Annotated in this window: 15 protein-coding genes; 7 read left to right on the top strand and 8 right to left on the bottom strand. The window is 45.5% G+C overall.

What is annotated here, in order from left to right; translation table 11 throughout:
- Positions 1-42: 42 nt before the first annotated feature.
- Positions 43-570, bottom strand: coding sequence for an H-NS family histone-like protein (locus RHEIN_RS07425; RefSeq protein WP_008898361.1), 528 nt, complete (start codon positions 568-570; stop codon positions 43-45).
- A gap of 199 nt (positions 571-769) precedes the next feature.
- Positions 770-1,672, bottom strand: coding sequence for a UTP--glucose-1-phosphate uridylyltransferase GalU (gene galU, locus RHEIN_RS07430; protein WP_008898362.1), 903 nt, complete (start codon positions 1,670-1,672; stop codon positions 770-772).
- 190 nt (positions 1,673-1,862) lie between these two features.
- Between galU and can the strand changes: the two genes are divergently transcribed.
- On the top strand, positions 1,863-2,519 hold the full coding sequence (gene can / locus RHEIN_RS07435; RefSeq protein WP_008898363.1) for a carbonate dehydratase: 657 nt from the start codon (positions 1,863-1,865) through the stop codon (positions 2,517-2,519).
- Positions 2,520-2,522: 3 nt separating this feature from the next.
- On the opposite strand, the gene RHEIN_RS07440 is transcribed toward can, so the two are convergent.
- The 3 genes from RHEIN_RS07440 to purU form a co-directional block, all read right to left on the bottom strand.
- Positions 2,523-3,050, bottom strand: coding sequence for a hypothetical protein (locus tag RHEIN_RS07440; RefSeq protein WP_008898364.1), 528 nt, complete (start codon positions 3,048-3,050; stop codon positions 2,523-2,525).
- Positions 3,047-3,532 carry an acyl-CoA thioesterase gene (locus tag RHEIN_RS07445; RefSeq protein ID WP_008898365.1) on the bottom strand — a complete coding sequence of 162 codons (486 nt, stop codon included), beginning with the start codon at positions 3,530-3,532 and terminating at the stop codon, positions 3,047-3,049. The genes RHEIN_RS07440 and RHEIN_RS07445 overlap by 4 nt, the downstream gene beginning before the upstream one ends.
- 97 nt (positions 3,533-3,629) lie before the next feature.
- Complete coding sequence (gene purU / locus RHEIN_RS07450; protein ID WP_008898366.1) at positions 3,630-4,463, bottom strand: formyltetrahydrofolate deformylase; 834 nt, start codon at positions 4,461-4,463, stop codon at positions 3,630-3,632.
- A 284-nt stretch (positions 4,464-4,747) separates the two neighbouring features.
- Between purU and tsaA the strand changes: the two genes are divergently transcribed.
- From tsaA to RHEIN_RS07480, 6 genes are all read left to right on the top strand, one after another.
- Positions 4,748-5,455, top strand: coding sequence for a tRNA (N6-threonylcarbamoyladenosine(37)-N6)-methyltransferase TrmO (gene tsaA / locus RHEIN_RS07455; RefSeq protein WP_008898367.1), 708 nt, complete (start codon positions 4,748-4,750; stop codon positions 5,453-5,455).
- 28 nt (positions 5,456-5,483) lie between these two features.
- Positions 5,484-6,539: a Kelch repeat-containing protein gene (locus RHEIN_RS07460; protein WP_040554746.1), complete on the top strand. Its 1,056-nt coding sequence runs from the start codon at positions 5,484-5,486 to the stop codon at positions 6,537-6,539.
- Between the two features lie 67 nt (positions 6,540-6,606).
- Positions 6,607-8,379 carry a proline--tRNA ligase gene (locus RHEIN_RS07465; protein ID WP_008898369.1) on the top strand — a complete coding sequence of 591 codons (1,773 nt, stop codon included), beginning with the start codon at positions 6,607-6,609 and terminating at the stop codon, positions 8,377-8,379.
- Positions 8,380-8,440: 61 nt separating this feature from the next.
- Entirely contained in the window at positions 8,441-8,734 is a 294-nt protein-coding gene (locus RHEIN_RS07470; protein WP_008898370.1) for a DUF6170 family protein, read from the top strand.
- A gap of 130 nt (positions 8,735-8,864) precedes the next feature.
- Positions 8,865-9,674, top strand: coding sequence for a TetR/AcrR family transcriptional regulator (locus tag RHEIN_RS07475; protein WP_008898371.1), 810 nt, complete (start codon positions 8,865-8,867; stop codon positions 9,672-9,674).
- Between the two features lie 161 nt (positions 9,675-9,835).
- Positions 9,836-10,588 carry an MlaA family lipoprotein gene (locus tag RHEIN_RS07480; protein ID WP_202797790.1) on the top strand — a complete coding sequence of 251 codons (753 nt, stop codon included), beginning with the start codon at positions 9,836-9,838 and terminating at the stop codon, positions 10,586-10,588.
- Between the two features lie 75 nt (positions 10,589-10,663).
- On the opposite strand, the gene RHEIN_RS07485 is transcribed toward RHEIN_RS07480, so the two are convergent.
- From RHEIN_RS07485 to RHEIN_RS07495, 3 genes are all read right to left on the bottom strand, one after another.
- A complete protein-coding gene (locus RHEIN_RS07485) occupies positions 10,664-11,611 on the bottom strand; it encodes a Kelch repeat-containing protein (RefSeq protein ID WP_040554748.1) in 948 nt (315 codons plus the stop codon).
- A 159-nt stretch (positions 11,612-11,770) separates the two neighbouring features.
- A complete protein-coding gene (locus RHEIN_RS07490; protein ID WP_008898374.1) occupies positions 11,771-11,950 on the bottom strand; it encodes a hypothetical protein in 180 nt (59 codons plus the stop codon).
- 65 nt (positions 11,951-12,015) lie between these two features.
- A complete protein-coding gene (locus RHEIN_RS07495) occupies positions 12,016-13,434 on the bottom strand; it encodes a peptide MFS transporter (protein ID WP_008898375.1) in 1,419 nt (472 codons plus the stop codon).
- Positions 13,435-13,501 lie beyond the last annotated feature (67 nt).

Below are 13,501 nucleotides of genomic sequence, written 5' to 3' on the forward strand. Positions count from 1 at the left end.
CTCAAGCCGGTTTTTTTTACTAAAAAAGTAATTTTAAGAAAATTACTTCTTCGACAGAATTTCTTCGCCATTGGCCTGAGCCCACGCGTTCCACACGTCCACTTTACTATTGAAGTTCTCAACAGCCTGAGTGCCCGCTTCCGCCAATAAAGCTTCGATATCTTTACCGTATTTGCTTTCTACTTTATGGAATGGCACTACGTTGATACCACGGTCTACTAAGGCCTTTTTCATCGTATGGGTTTTCAGTAAATTTAATTTACCTGCGTCCACATAGAAAAACTGACTTTCTTTATTGATGGTTTTGAATTTTGGCTTAACCGGACGCTTGCCTTTAGATTCAGAGTCATCATCATGGCTGACAACTACATCAGCGTTCAACTGATAACCAAGTTGCTCCAGCGTAAAACCTTGTGCTTTAGCTAAAGCACGGATTTGAGACAATACTTCTGTTTCTTTCTGGCGTTCAACCAATACTGAATTTAACGTTTCAATTACTTCATGTAATTTGACCGTTGTGATTTCTTTGGCGGCTTTTTTCAGTTCTTTTTTATCGAGTAACAATGACATGAAAATCTCCCATGGATAAATACTATTAAAGATAGTACAGAATCATTCTTCTAAATTAAAGCTTAAATACAATATTATTCACTAAATAAGATTGAAAGCTACTGAGCTGAGACAAAAGCCAACTGTGCGTTACCACACATACTAAGATTAATGAAAAAAACGATACACAAAAGAAAGAGTGGTTGCACATTTTTTCAATTTAGTCTTTTAACAGAGACAGATCTTTCAAATAGTTACGGAACTCATCTGACAGTTTTTTATCCTGCAACGCGTATTCAACCACAGCTTTGAGATAACCTATTTTACTTCCACAGTCATGTGACTTACCTTGTAAATGATAGGCTTCAATTTTTTCAATTAATAATAAATGATGTAAAGCATCTGTCAGCTGAATTTCACCACCAGCACCAGGGGCTGTGCGACGTAACAAGTCCCAAACTTTGGCTGATAAAACATAACGTCCTGTAATAGCCAAATTGGAAGGGGCATCTTCAATATCAGGCTTTTCCACCATAGTACGGATTAAAGCAGATTGCCCTTGCAACAGCACTTCGCCCGCAATATCGACTATACCGTACTTATTGACGTCCAACGCAGGTACAGGCTCGACCATAATCTGACTGGCCCCTGTAGTTTCAAAACGTTCAATCATGGCTTTTAAATTGTGAATACGGGCATCGGCATGATATTTATCAATTAATACATCGGGTAAAATAACTGCAAATGGCTCATTCCCTACCACGGGTGCCGCACATAACACGGCATGGCCTAAACCTAAAGCCACAGGCTGTCGTACCGAGATCACAGTGACATTTTTTGGGTTAATCGACCGCACATCGTCCAGTAAAGAACGTTTAACCCTTTTCTCAAGCTGGGTTTCCAGTTCAAAACTGGTATCAAAATGGTTTTCAATCGAATTTTTACTGGAATGGGTCACCAGCACTATTTCAGTGATCCCTGCAGCGGCTGCTTCCTCTACTACATACTGGATCAAAGGTTTGTCCACCACAGGAAGCATTTCTTTTGGAATAGCTTTGGTTGCAGGCAACATTCGGGTGCCTAAACCTGCCACTGGGATCACTGCTTTTTTTAGCTTTACCATGCTGTATAGTCCTTGCAATAAGCATTACGTTATTGATAGGGATATCATACCCTGAGCGCCATTAAGCAGCCAGACAGATTTATAGCCGCTGAATTTGTTTCTTTGACGGGTCGGTTTATTGATGGCTGGTCGGTGTTCTCCAACAGGTAAGATCTGTTATGGTAGCGCCAGTTTTCTATAGGGTGATTCCATGCGTTCGTTAAAACACTTATTTGCCAATAACAGATCATGGGCTGAGCGGGTTGAGCAGGAAGCTCCGGGCTTTTTTAAGCAACTTTCAGAGCAGCAAGCGCCTGAATATTTATGGATTGGCTGTTCAGACAGCAGGGTTCCGGCCAATGAAATAGTGGGCTTATTACCGGGTGAACTTTTTGTCCACCGGAATGTGGCCAACCTGGTGCTGCACTCCGACATCAATTGTTTATCTGTGCTGCAGTACGCTATCGATATTTTAAAAATAAAACATATTATCGTCTGTGGGCATTATGGCTGTGGCGGCGTTGCTGCTGCAATGAACAAGCAGCGTATTGGTTTTGTCGACAACTGGTTGCGTAACATCAAAGATGTGTACGCACTGCACAGAGAAGAGCTGGACGGTTTTGCCGATGATGGCGAAAGAGTAAACCGCTTGTGTGAGCTGAACGTGATGGAGCAAGTGCGTAATGTATGCCATACCAGTTTTGTGCAGGATGCGTGGGAAAGGGGGCAACAGCTGACCGTGCATGGTTGGGTCTACAGCCTGCGTAACGGCCACATTAAAGATTTACGCGTCAGTCACTCCAGCGCCACACAAATAGATAATATCTATGCACTGCAACCGACTGAAGAATTTGTCAGCGAAAAATAACAGCTAACGAAACTTCACTTGGGTTTGGGGCACGCGTTTATAAGTAGCACTGTGCCCTTTTACCCAATTTCCGTCTTTTAAATACTCTGAACTGACCTTCAGTGTACCTTGTTCATCCAGTACTGATGAAGAACGCACCTGAGTGATCCCCTGCTTGTTATTCTCAACCTTTTCCAGCGCTTCAATACTTTTGGTAGCCACGTTGTACGTCATAGTGCCATGGGTATAAAAACCTGCTGTAGTGAAGTAGTAATAGGCAATTTTTTGTTGTTTTTGATCCCAGAAAATCATGCTCTCCCCGCCATAATCACCATCATTAATCGAATGCACAGTTTTTATGGCCTGACCGTTTAAAGCTCTGGTCCAGCTTGAGCGATCAATCATTTTTTTCTCTTTGTCCGGTTCTGTTAAATCCCCTTCCCAGTGACTATCCAAAAAAGGCCGGAAAATTTCCAGTTCAGGATGTAACACCGGCTCTGCAGCGGTTAATGAAAAACTAAAAAGCGCAATTATTAAACACAGGGCTTTCATTGGTGGGTCTCCTGATAAAAATCCAGCATGTTTTGTTCTACTTCTTGCGAAAAGGCTTTGGTTTTCACGGCGTAAGCCTGCAAAAATTTATCTTCTTCTGTCTGTGGAACCCAGGCTGGTACTGCCGCTGTATGACCTTCAGCGTCCAAAGCAACAAAGCTGATAATACAATGGTTGGTCTCCAGCATGTCACCCCCTTTGGTATCTCCTGAGCGCACCTGCACCAGCACATGCATACTGGTATTGCCTGTGTAGACAATACGGGCAATCAGCTCCACCTGATGCCCCACCAGAATAGGTCGTCTGAAACGAATAGTTCCTACAGAGATAGTGACACAATACAAACCGCTCCAGCCTGCTGCACAGGCATAAGCCACCTGATCAATCCATTTCATCACCATACCGCCATGTACTTTGCCACCAAAGTTGACATGGGTAGGTTCTGCTAAAAATCTGAATTCAACTTCTCTTTTACCTGACATCTGACTAGTGCCTTATTTTTGTTTTTTTGAGCATAGCCGTTTTAGCAGAAAAATCGAGACAAGCCGCTGATCTGCGGCCCGTTTTATAAAATATCTGCTATAAGATCACTGTTTTATTGCCATGCACAAACACCCTGTCTTCCAACACCAGTTGCAAGGCTTTACTCAGCACGTTTTTTTCCACATCGCGGCCCGCTTTGACCATATCCATAGCGCTGTAGGTATGATCCACTGGCGTCACCAGTTGCTTAATAATAGGGCCTTCGTCCAGATCATCGGTGACAAAATGCGCTGTAGCGCCAATAATCTTGACGCCTCTTTTATGCGCCTGATGATAAGGATTAGCGCCAATAAAGGCAGGCAAAAAGCTATGGTGAATATTGATAATACGTTCTTTATAATGTGCGACAAAAGCAGGGCTTAATACCCGCATAAACTTAGCCAGCACCAGATAATCAGCCTGATAAGGGTCTATCACCTGCTGCAACGCAGCTTCATGTTGCTCACGGCTCCTGTCGATATGACTGACAAAGTGATAGGGAATATCAAACTTCTCTGCCAGGCTTTGCAAATCCGGATGATTACCCACTACAGCAGCTATATCCAGTTTCAGCGAGCCGTCATACACCTTCATTAAAATATCACCCAGGCAATGCGCTTCTTTGGTCACAAGGATCACTACTTTTTTTCGCCCTGCAGCCACTAGCTGACGGCTGCTGCCTTGTGGCAAAGCTCTGTCCAAATCCAGCATCAGGGTTTTGTCATTAAAAATGCCTTCAAGCTGAGTACGCATAAAAAATTGCCCCGAATCCGGGTCTACATATTCGGTATTGCGGATAATGTTCAGCTGGTGTTTGTAGCAAATATTGGTAATCTGTGCGATCAAACCTTTTGAATCCGGGCATTCAATTAATAAAACTTTCTTTTCCATTATCAACTCTCGTCAAGCCATAGCAAAAACGCAGCAAAACGCTGCATAAGTAAAGTGGATTCAGGTGGTTTTGGTTGTTCTCACTTGGGTATAATCCGGCAGCTTTAACCGCTCTTTGCTCTGTGCTACCTGTAAAGTGCAGCACCTGCCTGCTATTAATCCCAAGTTTTAACACTATTGTAAAGTTATTTTCAATCAGAGCTTTGCTTGTCCTTTAAGTCTTGCAACGCCATAATAGACTCCGTTTTTTGCCTATTGCTGGCTTTTTATCTACTGAGGAACTGATGCCCTCTTATCAAATGCAGGTGCTGGGCACCATCCGCTCTCCCTACAAACAAAAGTTCGCCATACCCCGTCAGCCTGGTCTGATTGCCGAAGCTAAAGCTGAACTGGTGTTGGAACCTGGCTATGACGATGATGCTATAGTGCGGGGCATCGAAGCCTTCAGCCACTTATGGCTGGTCTTTGTATTTCATGAAACGGCCGATAAAGGCTGGTCACCGCTGGTGCGGCCGCCACGTTTGGGTGGCAATGAAAAAAAAGGCGTTTTTGCCACCCGCGCCACATTCAGACCAAACCCAATTGGCCTTTCTGTCGTAAAACTTGAAGGCGTAGTACGCAAACAAGGCCGTCTGATCATTCAGTTGTCTGGCGTTGACCTGCTTGATGGCACACCAATACTGGATATTAAGCCTTACCTGCCCTACGCAGATGCCTTGCCGGATGCCGCAGGTGGTTTTGCCGATGCAGCACCAGAAACCGACATGACGGTCAGTTTTGAACCTGCAGTGCTGGAATTTTGTCAGCGGCAAAAAGATCAGCCGGAATTAGCAGTATTGATAGAAAAAGTGTTAAAACAAGACCCGCGCCCTCCTTACAAAAAACAAAAAGCGGAACAACAAAGCTACGGCATGACGCTGTATCACTTTAATATCAAATGGACAGTGAACGGAGTACATAACCATGTTACAGAAATCAGGCAAGTTCCATAAATCAGCCGGGTTAACGAGCAACAGGCTCATGAAATTCAGTCTTTGTCTGAGTCTTAGCGCGCCTTTGTTGCTGAGCGCGGCACAATTGCCCGCATTGCCCGAAGCCGTCAGTAACAATTTGGTGATGAGCACCAGCGTAGCGGGCCGCACTTATGTCAGCAGTTTTATGGGGCTCTCATCAGGTAAAACCCATGCTGATGTGCATAACAGAGTGTGGCAATGGACTGTAGGCGATCCGACCTGGCTGAAAGCGCCAGTAGTTCCAAGCCGCCAACGTTTAAGTGGCCGGCTGGCCAGTACTGGCGTTACCTTACAAAATCACTTTTTTATATTTGGAGGCTACACAGTAGCGGCCAATGGCACTGAAGTGTCCAGCAGCGAAGGCTACCGTTACAGCCCTGTCACCAAAGCCTATAACAAGCTGCCGGATATGCCGGTGGCTGTAGATGATAGTGTGGCTTTGGCTTACAAAAACAGATATATCTATCTGGCCAGCGGCTGGTCTCAGGATGGCAATGTAAACTTAATACAGCTGTTTGATAACTTCACTCAGAAATGGAGTCAGGCGACACCTTTTCCGGGTACCCCCACTTTTGGTCTGGCAGGCGCTTTATCAGGCCAGCATATGCTGTTGTGTGATGGAGTCAAAGTCAGTTATCAAACCTTACCACGTCAGTATGAAACCGAAGCTCAGTGCTGGTTAGGTGAAATCAACACATCCAACCCTAACAGGATCAGCTGGCAGCAAATTCAGCACCCGACAGGCAAAGCCCGTTACCGCATGGCAGCTGCTGCGGTAAAACAGGATGGCAAAGAGTTGATTGTATTTATTGGTGGCAGCGAAACCGCTTATAACTACAATGGCATAGGCTACAACGGTACTCCGGCTGAGCCTTCTGCCCAGGTCTGGGCTTATTCAATTACAGACAAAAGCTGGCTCAAGGCTGAAAATACCACTGCGGTGATGGATTTACGCACTTTAGTGACGATGAACAATGAGCTCTACAGTCTGGGTGGTATGGTGGCGGGGCAAAATCTGACCGCAGAGTGGATAAAACATCAGATTAAACTTCTGCCGCAGTAACGAGCTTGTTACAATAACGGCCAATTTCCAAAGCAATTAAACTTAAAAAACACGGAACTATTTATTTATGCGGACAAGTCAGTATTTACTCTCCACTATGAAAGAAACCCCGGCCGATGCCGAAATTATCAGCCATCAGTTGATGTTACGTGCCGGTATGGTGCGTCGTCTGGCATCAGGTTTATACACCTGGTTGCCCAGTGGCTTGCGGGTTTTACGCAAGGTTGAGAACATTGTCCGCGAAGAAATGAACAAAGCAGGTGCTATCGAAGTACTGATGCCTGTAGTGCAGCATGCTGAGCTGTGGCAGGAATCGGGTCGCTGGGAAAAAATGGACGCTGAACTACTGCGTTTTAAAGACCGTCACCAGCGTGATTTTGTTTTAGGCCCAACTCATGAAGAAGTGATCACCGATTTAGTCCGTAAAGAAATCAGCAGCTACAAACAGCTGCCTGTTAATTTGTATCAGATTCAAACCAAATTCCGTGACGAACGTCGTCCACGTTTTGGTGTGATGCGTGCCCGCGAATTTTTAATGAAAGACGCTTACTCTTTCCACTTAAGCCAGGAAAGTTTGCAGCAAACTTATGACGCTATGTATCAGGCGTACTGCAATATCTTTACCCGCCTAGGTTTGGATTTCCGCCCGGTATTGGCTGATACCGGCGCTATTGGTGGCAGCATGTCACATGAATTCCATGTACTGGCCGCATCAGGTGAAGACGCTATTGTATTTTCTGATGGCAGCGATTACGCCGCCAATATCGAAAAAGCTGAAGCTTTGCCTCCTCAAGGCCAGCGCCCTGCAGCAACGCAAGCCAAAACCGAAGTGGCAACCCCACATGCCAAAACTATTGAAGAGGTCTCTGCCTTTTTAACAGTGGATGCTTCAGCAGTCGCCAAAACTTTGTTGGTTCAGTTGAACCCGGAACTTAGCTTTGATGAGTTAAAAGTCTTATTGGCCGATGCAGATGCTGAAACACTGGAAAACACCTGGCGATCTAAAGTCGTGGCTTTAGTGCTGCGTGGCGATCACGATTTAAACGAAATCAAAGCGGAAAAACACCCACTGGTGGCCTCCCCGCTGCAGTTTGCTTCAGAAGAAGATGTGATTGCAGTCACAGGCGCTAAACCAGGTTCTGTGGGCCCTGTTGGCTTAGCTATTCCTGTTATTGTGGATCATGCAGCCGCCCATTTGGCAGATTTTGTCACTGGTGCTAACAAAGATGGTTTCCACTTCACTGGGGTGAATTTCGACCGTGACATCACGGCTTATCAGGTCGCTGACTTACGTAACGTGGTAGAAGGCGATCCAAGCCCATGTGGCCAAGGCCATTTAGTCATTCGCCGTGGTATTGAAGTAGGTCATATTTTCCAGCTGGGTGACCGTTATTCATCAGCCATGAAAGCTGGCGTATTAAACGAAGAAGGCAAACACCAAATTATGACTATGGGCTGTTATGGTGTGGGTGTGTCCCGTATTGTTGCCGCTGCTATTGAGCAAAATCATGACGAATACGGCATTAAATGGCCTGTGGCTATAGCACCGTTTCAGGTGGCTATAGTGCCGATGAATATGCACAAGTCGGTGCGCATTCAGGAAGCGGCAGAGCAGCTTTACAAAGAACTGACTGCAGCTGGCTTTGAAGTACTGTTTGATGACCGCAAAGAGCGTCCTGGTGTGATGTTTGCCGATATGGAACTGGTAGGTGTGCCTTATCACATCATAGTAGGCGAGCGTAATCTGGATGAGCAGAAAGTTGAGCTGAAAAACCGTCTGACGGGTGACAAAGTAATGCTGCCACTGACCGATGTAGTGGCTCAGTTAAAATCACTCTGATTGCTGCTGTCTGTATAAAAGGCCCTGTGTTCGCGGGGCCTGTTTTTTTGGAGTATGCCCCATGTATTTTAGTAGCCAAACTATTCCTGAACTCAAAGACCTTAAATTTGCACAGCGGATGCAGGTGATCCGAAGTGCAACAGAACAAGTGCCCATACCACAAAAACTGCTGCTGAACCTGCTGAAACTGGCTATTTTAATTCCGTTGTTTTTAGTGATAGCCCAATGGGATTCATGGCAAAGCACCCTCACTATACTGGTGTTGCTGGCCGCTTATCCGCTGTTGACCCGACCTCTGACATTTGCTTTATGCCGCCCTCACTTACAACAAGCCCGCACTAAGCTGAAGTTGTAGTACTTTAGCTATATCCTCACTAAACGCAGGGTTTTGTTATTCCAACAGATAACAAACCCCTGATGAACACAGTTTGGGGTATGCTAAATCAGAGAGTTCTGATGTAAGTGAACAGGAAAAATCATCTTTTATGCTGAAGTTTTTGTGTGACATCACCACTGCAGCTAAGGAAAGCCGCAGCTGCCCTTTACAGCAAAGGTTTAGCAAAAAGCAGCAGGCCATTGCCGATCGTGAACAGGAATTGCTGCACATAGCACAGCAACTGGTTGAAGCTGAAAGTTATGCCAATCTGACAATGGATAAACTAACGGCAGCCAGCCCCTATTCCAAAGGCACTATCTACAATCATTTTTCCAGTAAAGAAGATGTGATCACAGCCTTGTGTAATGCTTCCTTGCGTCATGAAATCAGTTTATTTAAAAAAGCCCTGCGGTTTGAGGGGAATACCAGAGAAATAGCGCTGGCATTGCATCAGGCCTATTTATTAGCGGCAAAACTGCAACCTGTTCTGTTTAGCTGTGTGCTGACGGCCAAATCGCCCTGGGTCCAGGAAAAAAGCTCACCTGCTCGTCTGACTATGCAGCAGGAGCTGGAAAAAGAAGTCACACAGATGATCGATGTTTTACTGCAACAAGCCATAGATGCCAATGAGCTGCAACCTAAAGCCGGGGCTACAGTCGATCTGATGGCCTTTGCAAATTGGGCAATCTCTTTTGGCAGCATAGCTTTGCTAAGCAGTGCCAGTGAAACCTACAGCATCGAACGGCTGCAAGGAACCCATCCTTTTTTGTTTAACTTAAACTGCGTATTGGATGGTATGAACTGGTTGCCATTAAGCTCTGACTGGGATTACAGCCAAAGCTGGCTGAGAGTTGAAAAAGAGATCTTTAGTCTCGAGCAACAACAGTTCTCTGTAGCTGTACCAGAGGTATTAAAATAAGGTATTGTGTTGGTTCAGCTGTATTTTTCAGGCTGTTACAAGTTTTTTTACTAATGAGTACAAATCAATGCAGTAAAGCTGATGATCCAAATCCTGCTTTACAAGTATAATCATCAACCTGTTATTTCCCCCTCAACGGATGCAAATTTATGGTCTTACGCATGAAGCCTGTTTTAGTGTCGTGCCTGGTACTGCTGATGGCAACGGGTTGCGCCAGCAAAAAGGCAGTGGACGAACAACAAGCACAAACCAATTATCAGGATCCCCGGGACCCTTTAGAATCCGTCAACCGTGATATCTGGGATTTTAACTACGATGTGCTGGATGCTTATGTATTGCGCCCTGTCACTGTGGGTTATATGACGGTCGTACCAAAACCAGCCCGTACCGGTGTTGCCAATATGGTCAATAACCTGAGCGAACCAGCCAGTTTCGTCAATGGATTACTGCAAGCTAAACCTAAAAGTGCAGCCATCAGCCTGGGCCGTTTTGTATTAAACAGCTCCTTAGGTTTATTTGGTTTATTTGACGTCGCAAGCCGTATTGATTTAAACGCACAAGATGAAGACTTTAATCAGACACTGGCGGTCTGGGGTGTCGGCGATGGCCCTTATCTGATGATCCCTGCCATGGGGCCAACCACAACAAGAGGTCTGGTTGCTGGTGTGGTCGACGGCCTGTATTTCCCGTTAGGCATGTTAAATTCAAATCTGACCATAACACGTTTTACTGTGTCTGCTTTGGATGGACGTGAACAAATGATGTCGATGGAACAGCTGCTGAACGATTCAGTGGATCCATACGCCTTTATTAAAGAAGCTTATTTCCAGCGGGTTGAATTTAAAGTCTACGACGGCAATCCACCGAAAAAAGCCGAAGAAGATGAAAGTTATCTGGACGAATATTTACCTTAACCAGGGTTTACCTTAAGGGCCAGCTTATGCTGGCCATTTATTGAACCGCTGTTCACACTTTTATGCTGACTAATTTTATTGCAGGCTAAGCTGTTCCAGCACAGCACTGGTCTGTTTTAACCCAGCAGCTGTAGCACCCCCTATCAGATAAATGCTGTTATCCAACACCACAACGCCTAAGCCATGACGTGGTGTGGGCATCTCACCCAACTGCTGCCAACGTCGCTCTGTAAAAGAATAAGCCCATACTTTGCTAAATACGCCACCTCCCTGCTGAAAAAACTCACCGCCCAGTGCCCATAGTTTGCCATTGAGCACTGCAGCAGCTAAGCCGGCCTGAGCTTCCGGCATTGGAGTCAACACCAGCCATGTTTGGCTTTTAGCATCATAACTATGCACATCAGCCTTATTGCCAGCCTGAACTTGCCTTCCACCCAGCAAATAACCTTTTCCTTCATAGACTACTGCAGCAGCACTATTTTTGGCTTGTGGCACTTTCGGTGCTGTTGTGATTGTAAAGCTCTGTGGGTCAAAAACCCAATGTATAGCCACATCGGCCTGATCCTGCCACTGAGCATTTGCTTCAGGTACAGGCGAGCGACCAGAAAGCAAATGAACTTTATCCTCAAGCATTTCACTTAATGGCTGCGGCAGGCTGGCTACTTTTAACCAGCGCTGCTGTTGCAGATCCAGCTTCAGTACATCAGCGCTGGCACTCCAGTTGCCACCATTGGCCTGAATAAAACCACCAAATAAAAACAACTGCTCTTTTACAGCGACCAGTTGGCCATGGTGACGCCCTTCAGGCAAAGCAGGGCCATAACGCCATGTATTGGTTTTTGCATTGTAGATTTGCACTGCGGCCGTCATCTGGCCCTGTTGTTTTGGCAGCTCAGAGCTCAGGCCACCCGCTACATAAATTTCTCCCTGAAATACTGCCGGATAAATTTCCTGTACCGTTAGAGCGTGTTGACGTTTCAGGGTTATTTTTGCAGCAGTCTGGCCGGTTTTTATGCAAGGCAGCGCGAGTGCAGTGTAGTTATTCTACATAAACGAGTGCTAACGCAGCAGAAAGGCCGGCCAGGCGCTGCCCTTCGGGTTCGTCTGGCGGCGCCCTGAACTTTGTTGCCTACATGGATGTAGGTAAGGGGCGTGAGCAGGAGCGGAAGCTTCACTCGTCGCTCATTTAGAATAACTAAACTTCGCTCCTCGTTTCGCGTTCAAAGCGGCGCCAGAACGAACAAAATTTAATCTCGAAACGTCAACACGCTCTAGTAACAGATCCGCTTTTTTCTGCCAGGTCAGGCTGCCTGCCATGAGCTGAAAACTCAATAAACCACAGAACACATAAACTAATTTCATCTTTTACTCCAAAAAATAAGGCCAGAGGATTGCTCCGTCTGGCCTTTATTTATAGCTTTATAGCTTTAGCTTTGCATACGCTCTGCGCCATGCATCCAGCGTACTAAAGTACCGGATAACATCCACAGCAATGCAGCGAAAAATACCAGTGCTACAGCTATGCCACCAAAGACTACCAGTAAACCAGCGTGAGCAGCCTGTACGCCAAAGGAAGCAGCAAATTCAACCACAGCGTTGTTATCACCGGCAGTATCTGAATAAGCGCCAACATAACCTGCCAGATAATGAGCCACAGCAGGCATCAGGAACCAGACACCCATGATAAGCGAAGCTAATTTCACCGGAGCCAGCTTGGTCATTAAAGACAAGCCGACAGGAGAAATACAAAGCTCACCTAAGGTATGGAATAAGAAGGCTAAAGTTAACCACATCATGCTGGATTTAGCTGAAGGATTCACCTGCATTTCAAATACACCAACAATCAGGAAAATAAAACCGATAGAGGTTAGCAACATACCAAACAAAATTTTGATAGGGGCGTCAGGCTGCTTATTCATTGCATTCAGCTTGACCCATAACCAAGCAAATAAAGGTGCAAACATCAGGATAAATAACGGGTTTAAGGACTGGAACCAGCCTGCAGGAACTTCAAAAGCACCTACCATACGGTCGGTATGTTCCGCAGCAAATAAACTCATTAGACCACCAGCTTGTTCAAAGGCCAGCCAGAACATAGTGACAAACACAAACAGGAATAACACTACTCTCAAACGGTCAAATTCAACTTTGGTTAAAGGAGTTGGCGTACCAGATGCGCTGCGGGATGAAATACGACCTGGTACTTTACCTAAGTCACCTAAGTACTTTTGAGCAAACAACAGCTGAATAACCACAGATAAGGTCATACCTATACCTGCAGCTAAATAACCATAACGCCAGCCGAAAGCATCACTTTCACCTAAAGAAGAGGTCACTAAAGGCGCAATAAAAGCACCTAAGTTAATACCCATATAAAAAATAGTAAAACCACCGTCACGACGGGCATCGCCCTGAGGATACAGGTCGCCTACTATGGCAGAGATATTGGGTTTAAATAAACCGTTACCGGCAATAATAAAACCTAAACCTACATAAAATAACGACATGCTGTGTGGCGTGGCAGCAAACAAAGTGTACTGACCAATAGCCATTAAAGCGCCACCCAAAATAATAGACTTACGCTGGCCTAACAGGTTGTCTGCAATCAAACCACCAAACAAAGTAGCGGCATAAACCAAACCTGTGTAGTAACCATAAAGTAATAACGCATCACCATTACTCAGACCAAAGCCCGGGTTAGTGGATTCAGTAGCGGCAACTAAAGTCAGAATAAGTAAAGCGCGCATCCCGTAGTAGGAAAAGCGCTCCCACATTTCTGTGGAAAAAAGCAGGAAGAGTCCTTTCGGATGACCGAATAAAGTCCCCGAAGCTGGCGGTTGATTCATAACGTGATCCTAGATTGTGGGTTTATTTTAATTATGGTTTGGAGTACATACTACCTGTGCAAGCCCA

Origin of the sequence: Rheinheimera sp. A13L (genome assembly GCF_000217935.1) — a bacterium.
Classification (GTDB): domain Bacteria; phylum Pseudomonadota; class Gammaproteobacteria; order Enterobacterales; family Alteromonadaceae; genus Pararheinheimera.

Bases quoted from the DNA above. Each gene is read 5' to 3' on its own strand.
- RHEIN_RS07440 (WP_008898364.1), bottom strand. From the start codon at position 3,050: ATGAAAGCCCTGTGTTTAATAATTGCGCTTTTTAGTTTTTCATTAACC.
- purU (WP_008898366.1), bottom strand. From the start codon at position 4,463: ATGGAAAAGAAAGTTTTATTAATTGAATGCCCGGATTCAAAAGGTTTG.
- tsaA (WP_008898367.1), top strand. From the start codon at position 4,748: ATGCCCTCTTATCAAATGCAGGTGCTGGGCACCATCCGCTCTCCCTAC.
- galU (WP_008898362.1), bottom strand. From the start codon at position 1,672: ATGGTAAAGCTAAAAAAAGCAGTGATCCCAGTGGCAGGTTTAGGCACC.
- RHEIN_RS07425 (WP_008898361.1), bottom strand. From the start codon at position 570: ATGTCATTGTTACTCGATAAAAAAGAACTGAAAAAAGCCGCCAAAGAA.
- RHEIN_RS07495 (WP_008898375.1), bottom strand. From the start codon at position 13,434: ATGAATCAACCGCCAGCTTCGGGGACTTTATTCGGTCATCCGAAAGGA.
- RHEIN_RS07460 (WP_040554746.1), top strand. From the start codon at position 5,484: ATGAAATTCAGTCTTTGTCTGAGTCTTAGCGCGCCTTTGTTGCTGAGC.
- RHEIN_RS07490 (WP_008898374.1), bottom strand. From the start codon at position 11,950: ATGAAATTAGTTTATGTGTTCTGTGGTTTATTGAGTTTTCAGCTCATG.
- RHEIN_RS07480 (WP_202797790.1), top strand. From the start codon at position 9,836: ATGAAGCCTGTTTTAGTGTCGTGCCTGGTACTGCTGATGGCAACGGGT.
- RHEIN_RS07445 (WP_008898365.1), bottom strand. From the start codon at position 3,532: ATGTCAGGTAAAAGAGAAGTTGAATTCAGATTTTTAGCAGAACCTACC.
- RHEIN_RS07475 (WP_008898371.1), top strand. From the start codon at position 8,865: ATGCTGAAGTTTTTGTGTGACATCACCACTGCAGCTAAGGAAAGCCGC.
- RHEIN_RS07470 (WP_008898370.1), top strand. From the start codon at position 8,441: ATGTATTTTAGTAGCCAAACTATTCCTGAACTCAAAGACCTTAAATTT.
- can (WP_008898363.1), top strand. From the start codon at position 1,863: ATGCGTTCGTTAAAACACTTATTTGCCAATAACAGATCATGGGCTGAG.
- RHEIN_RS07465 (WP_008898369.1), top strand. From the start codon at position 6,607: ATGCGGACAAGTCAGTATTTACTCTCCACTATGAAAGAAACCCCGGCC.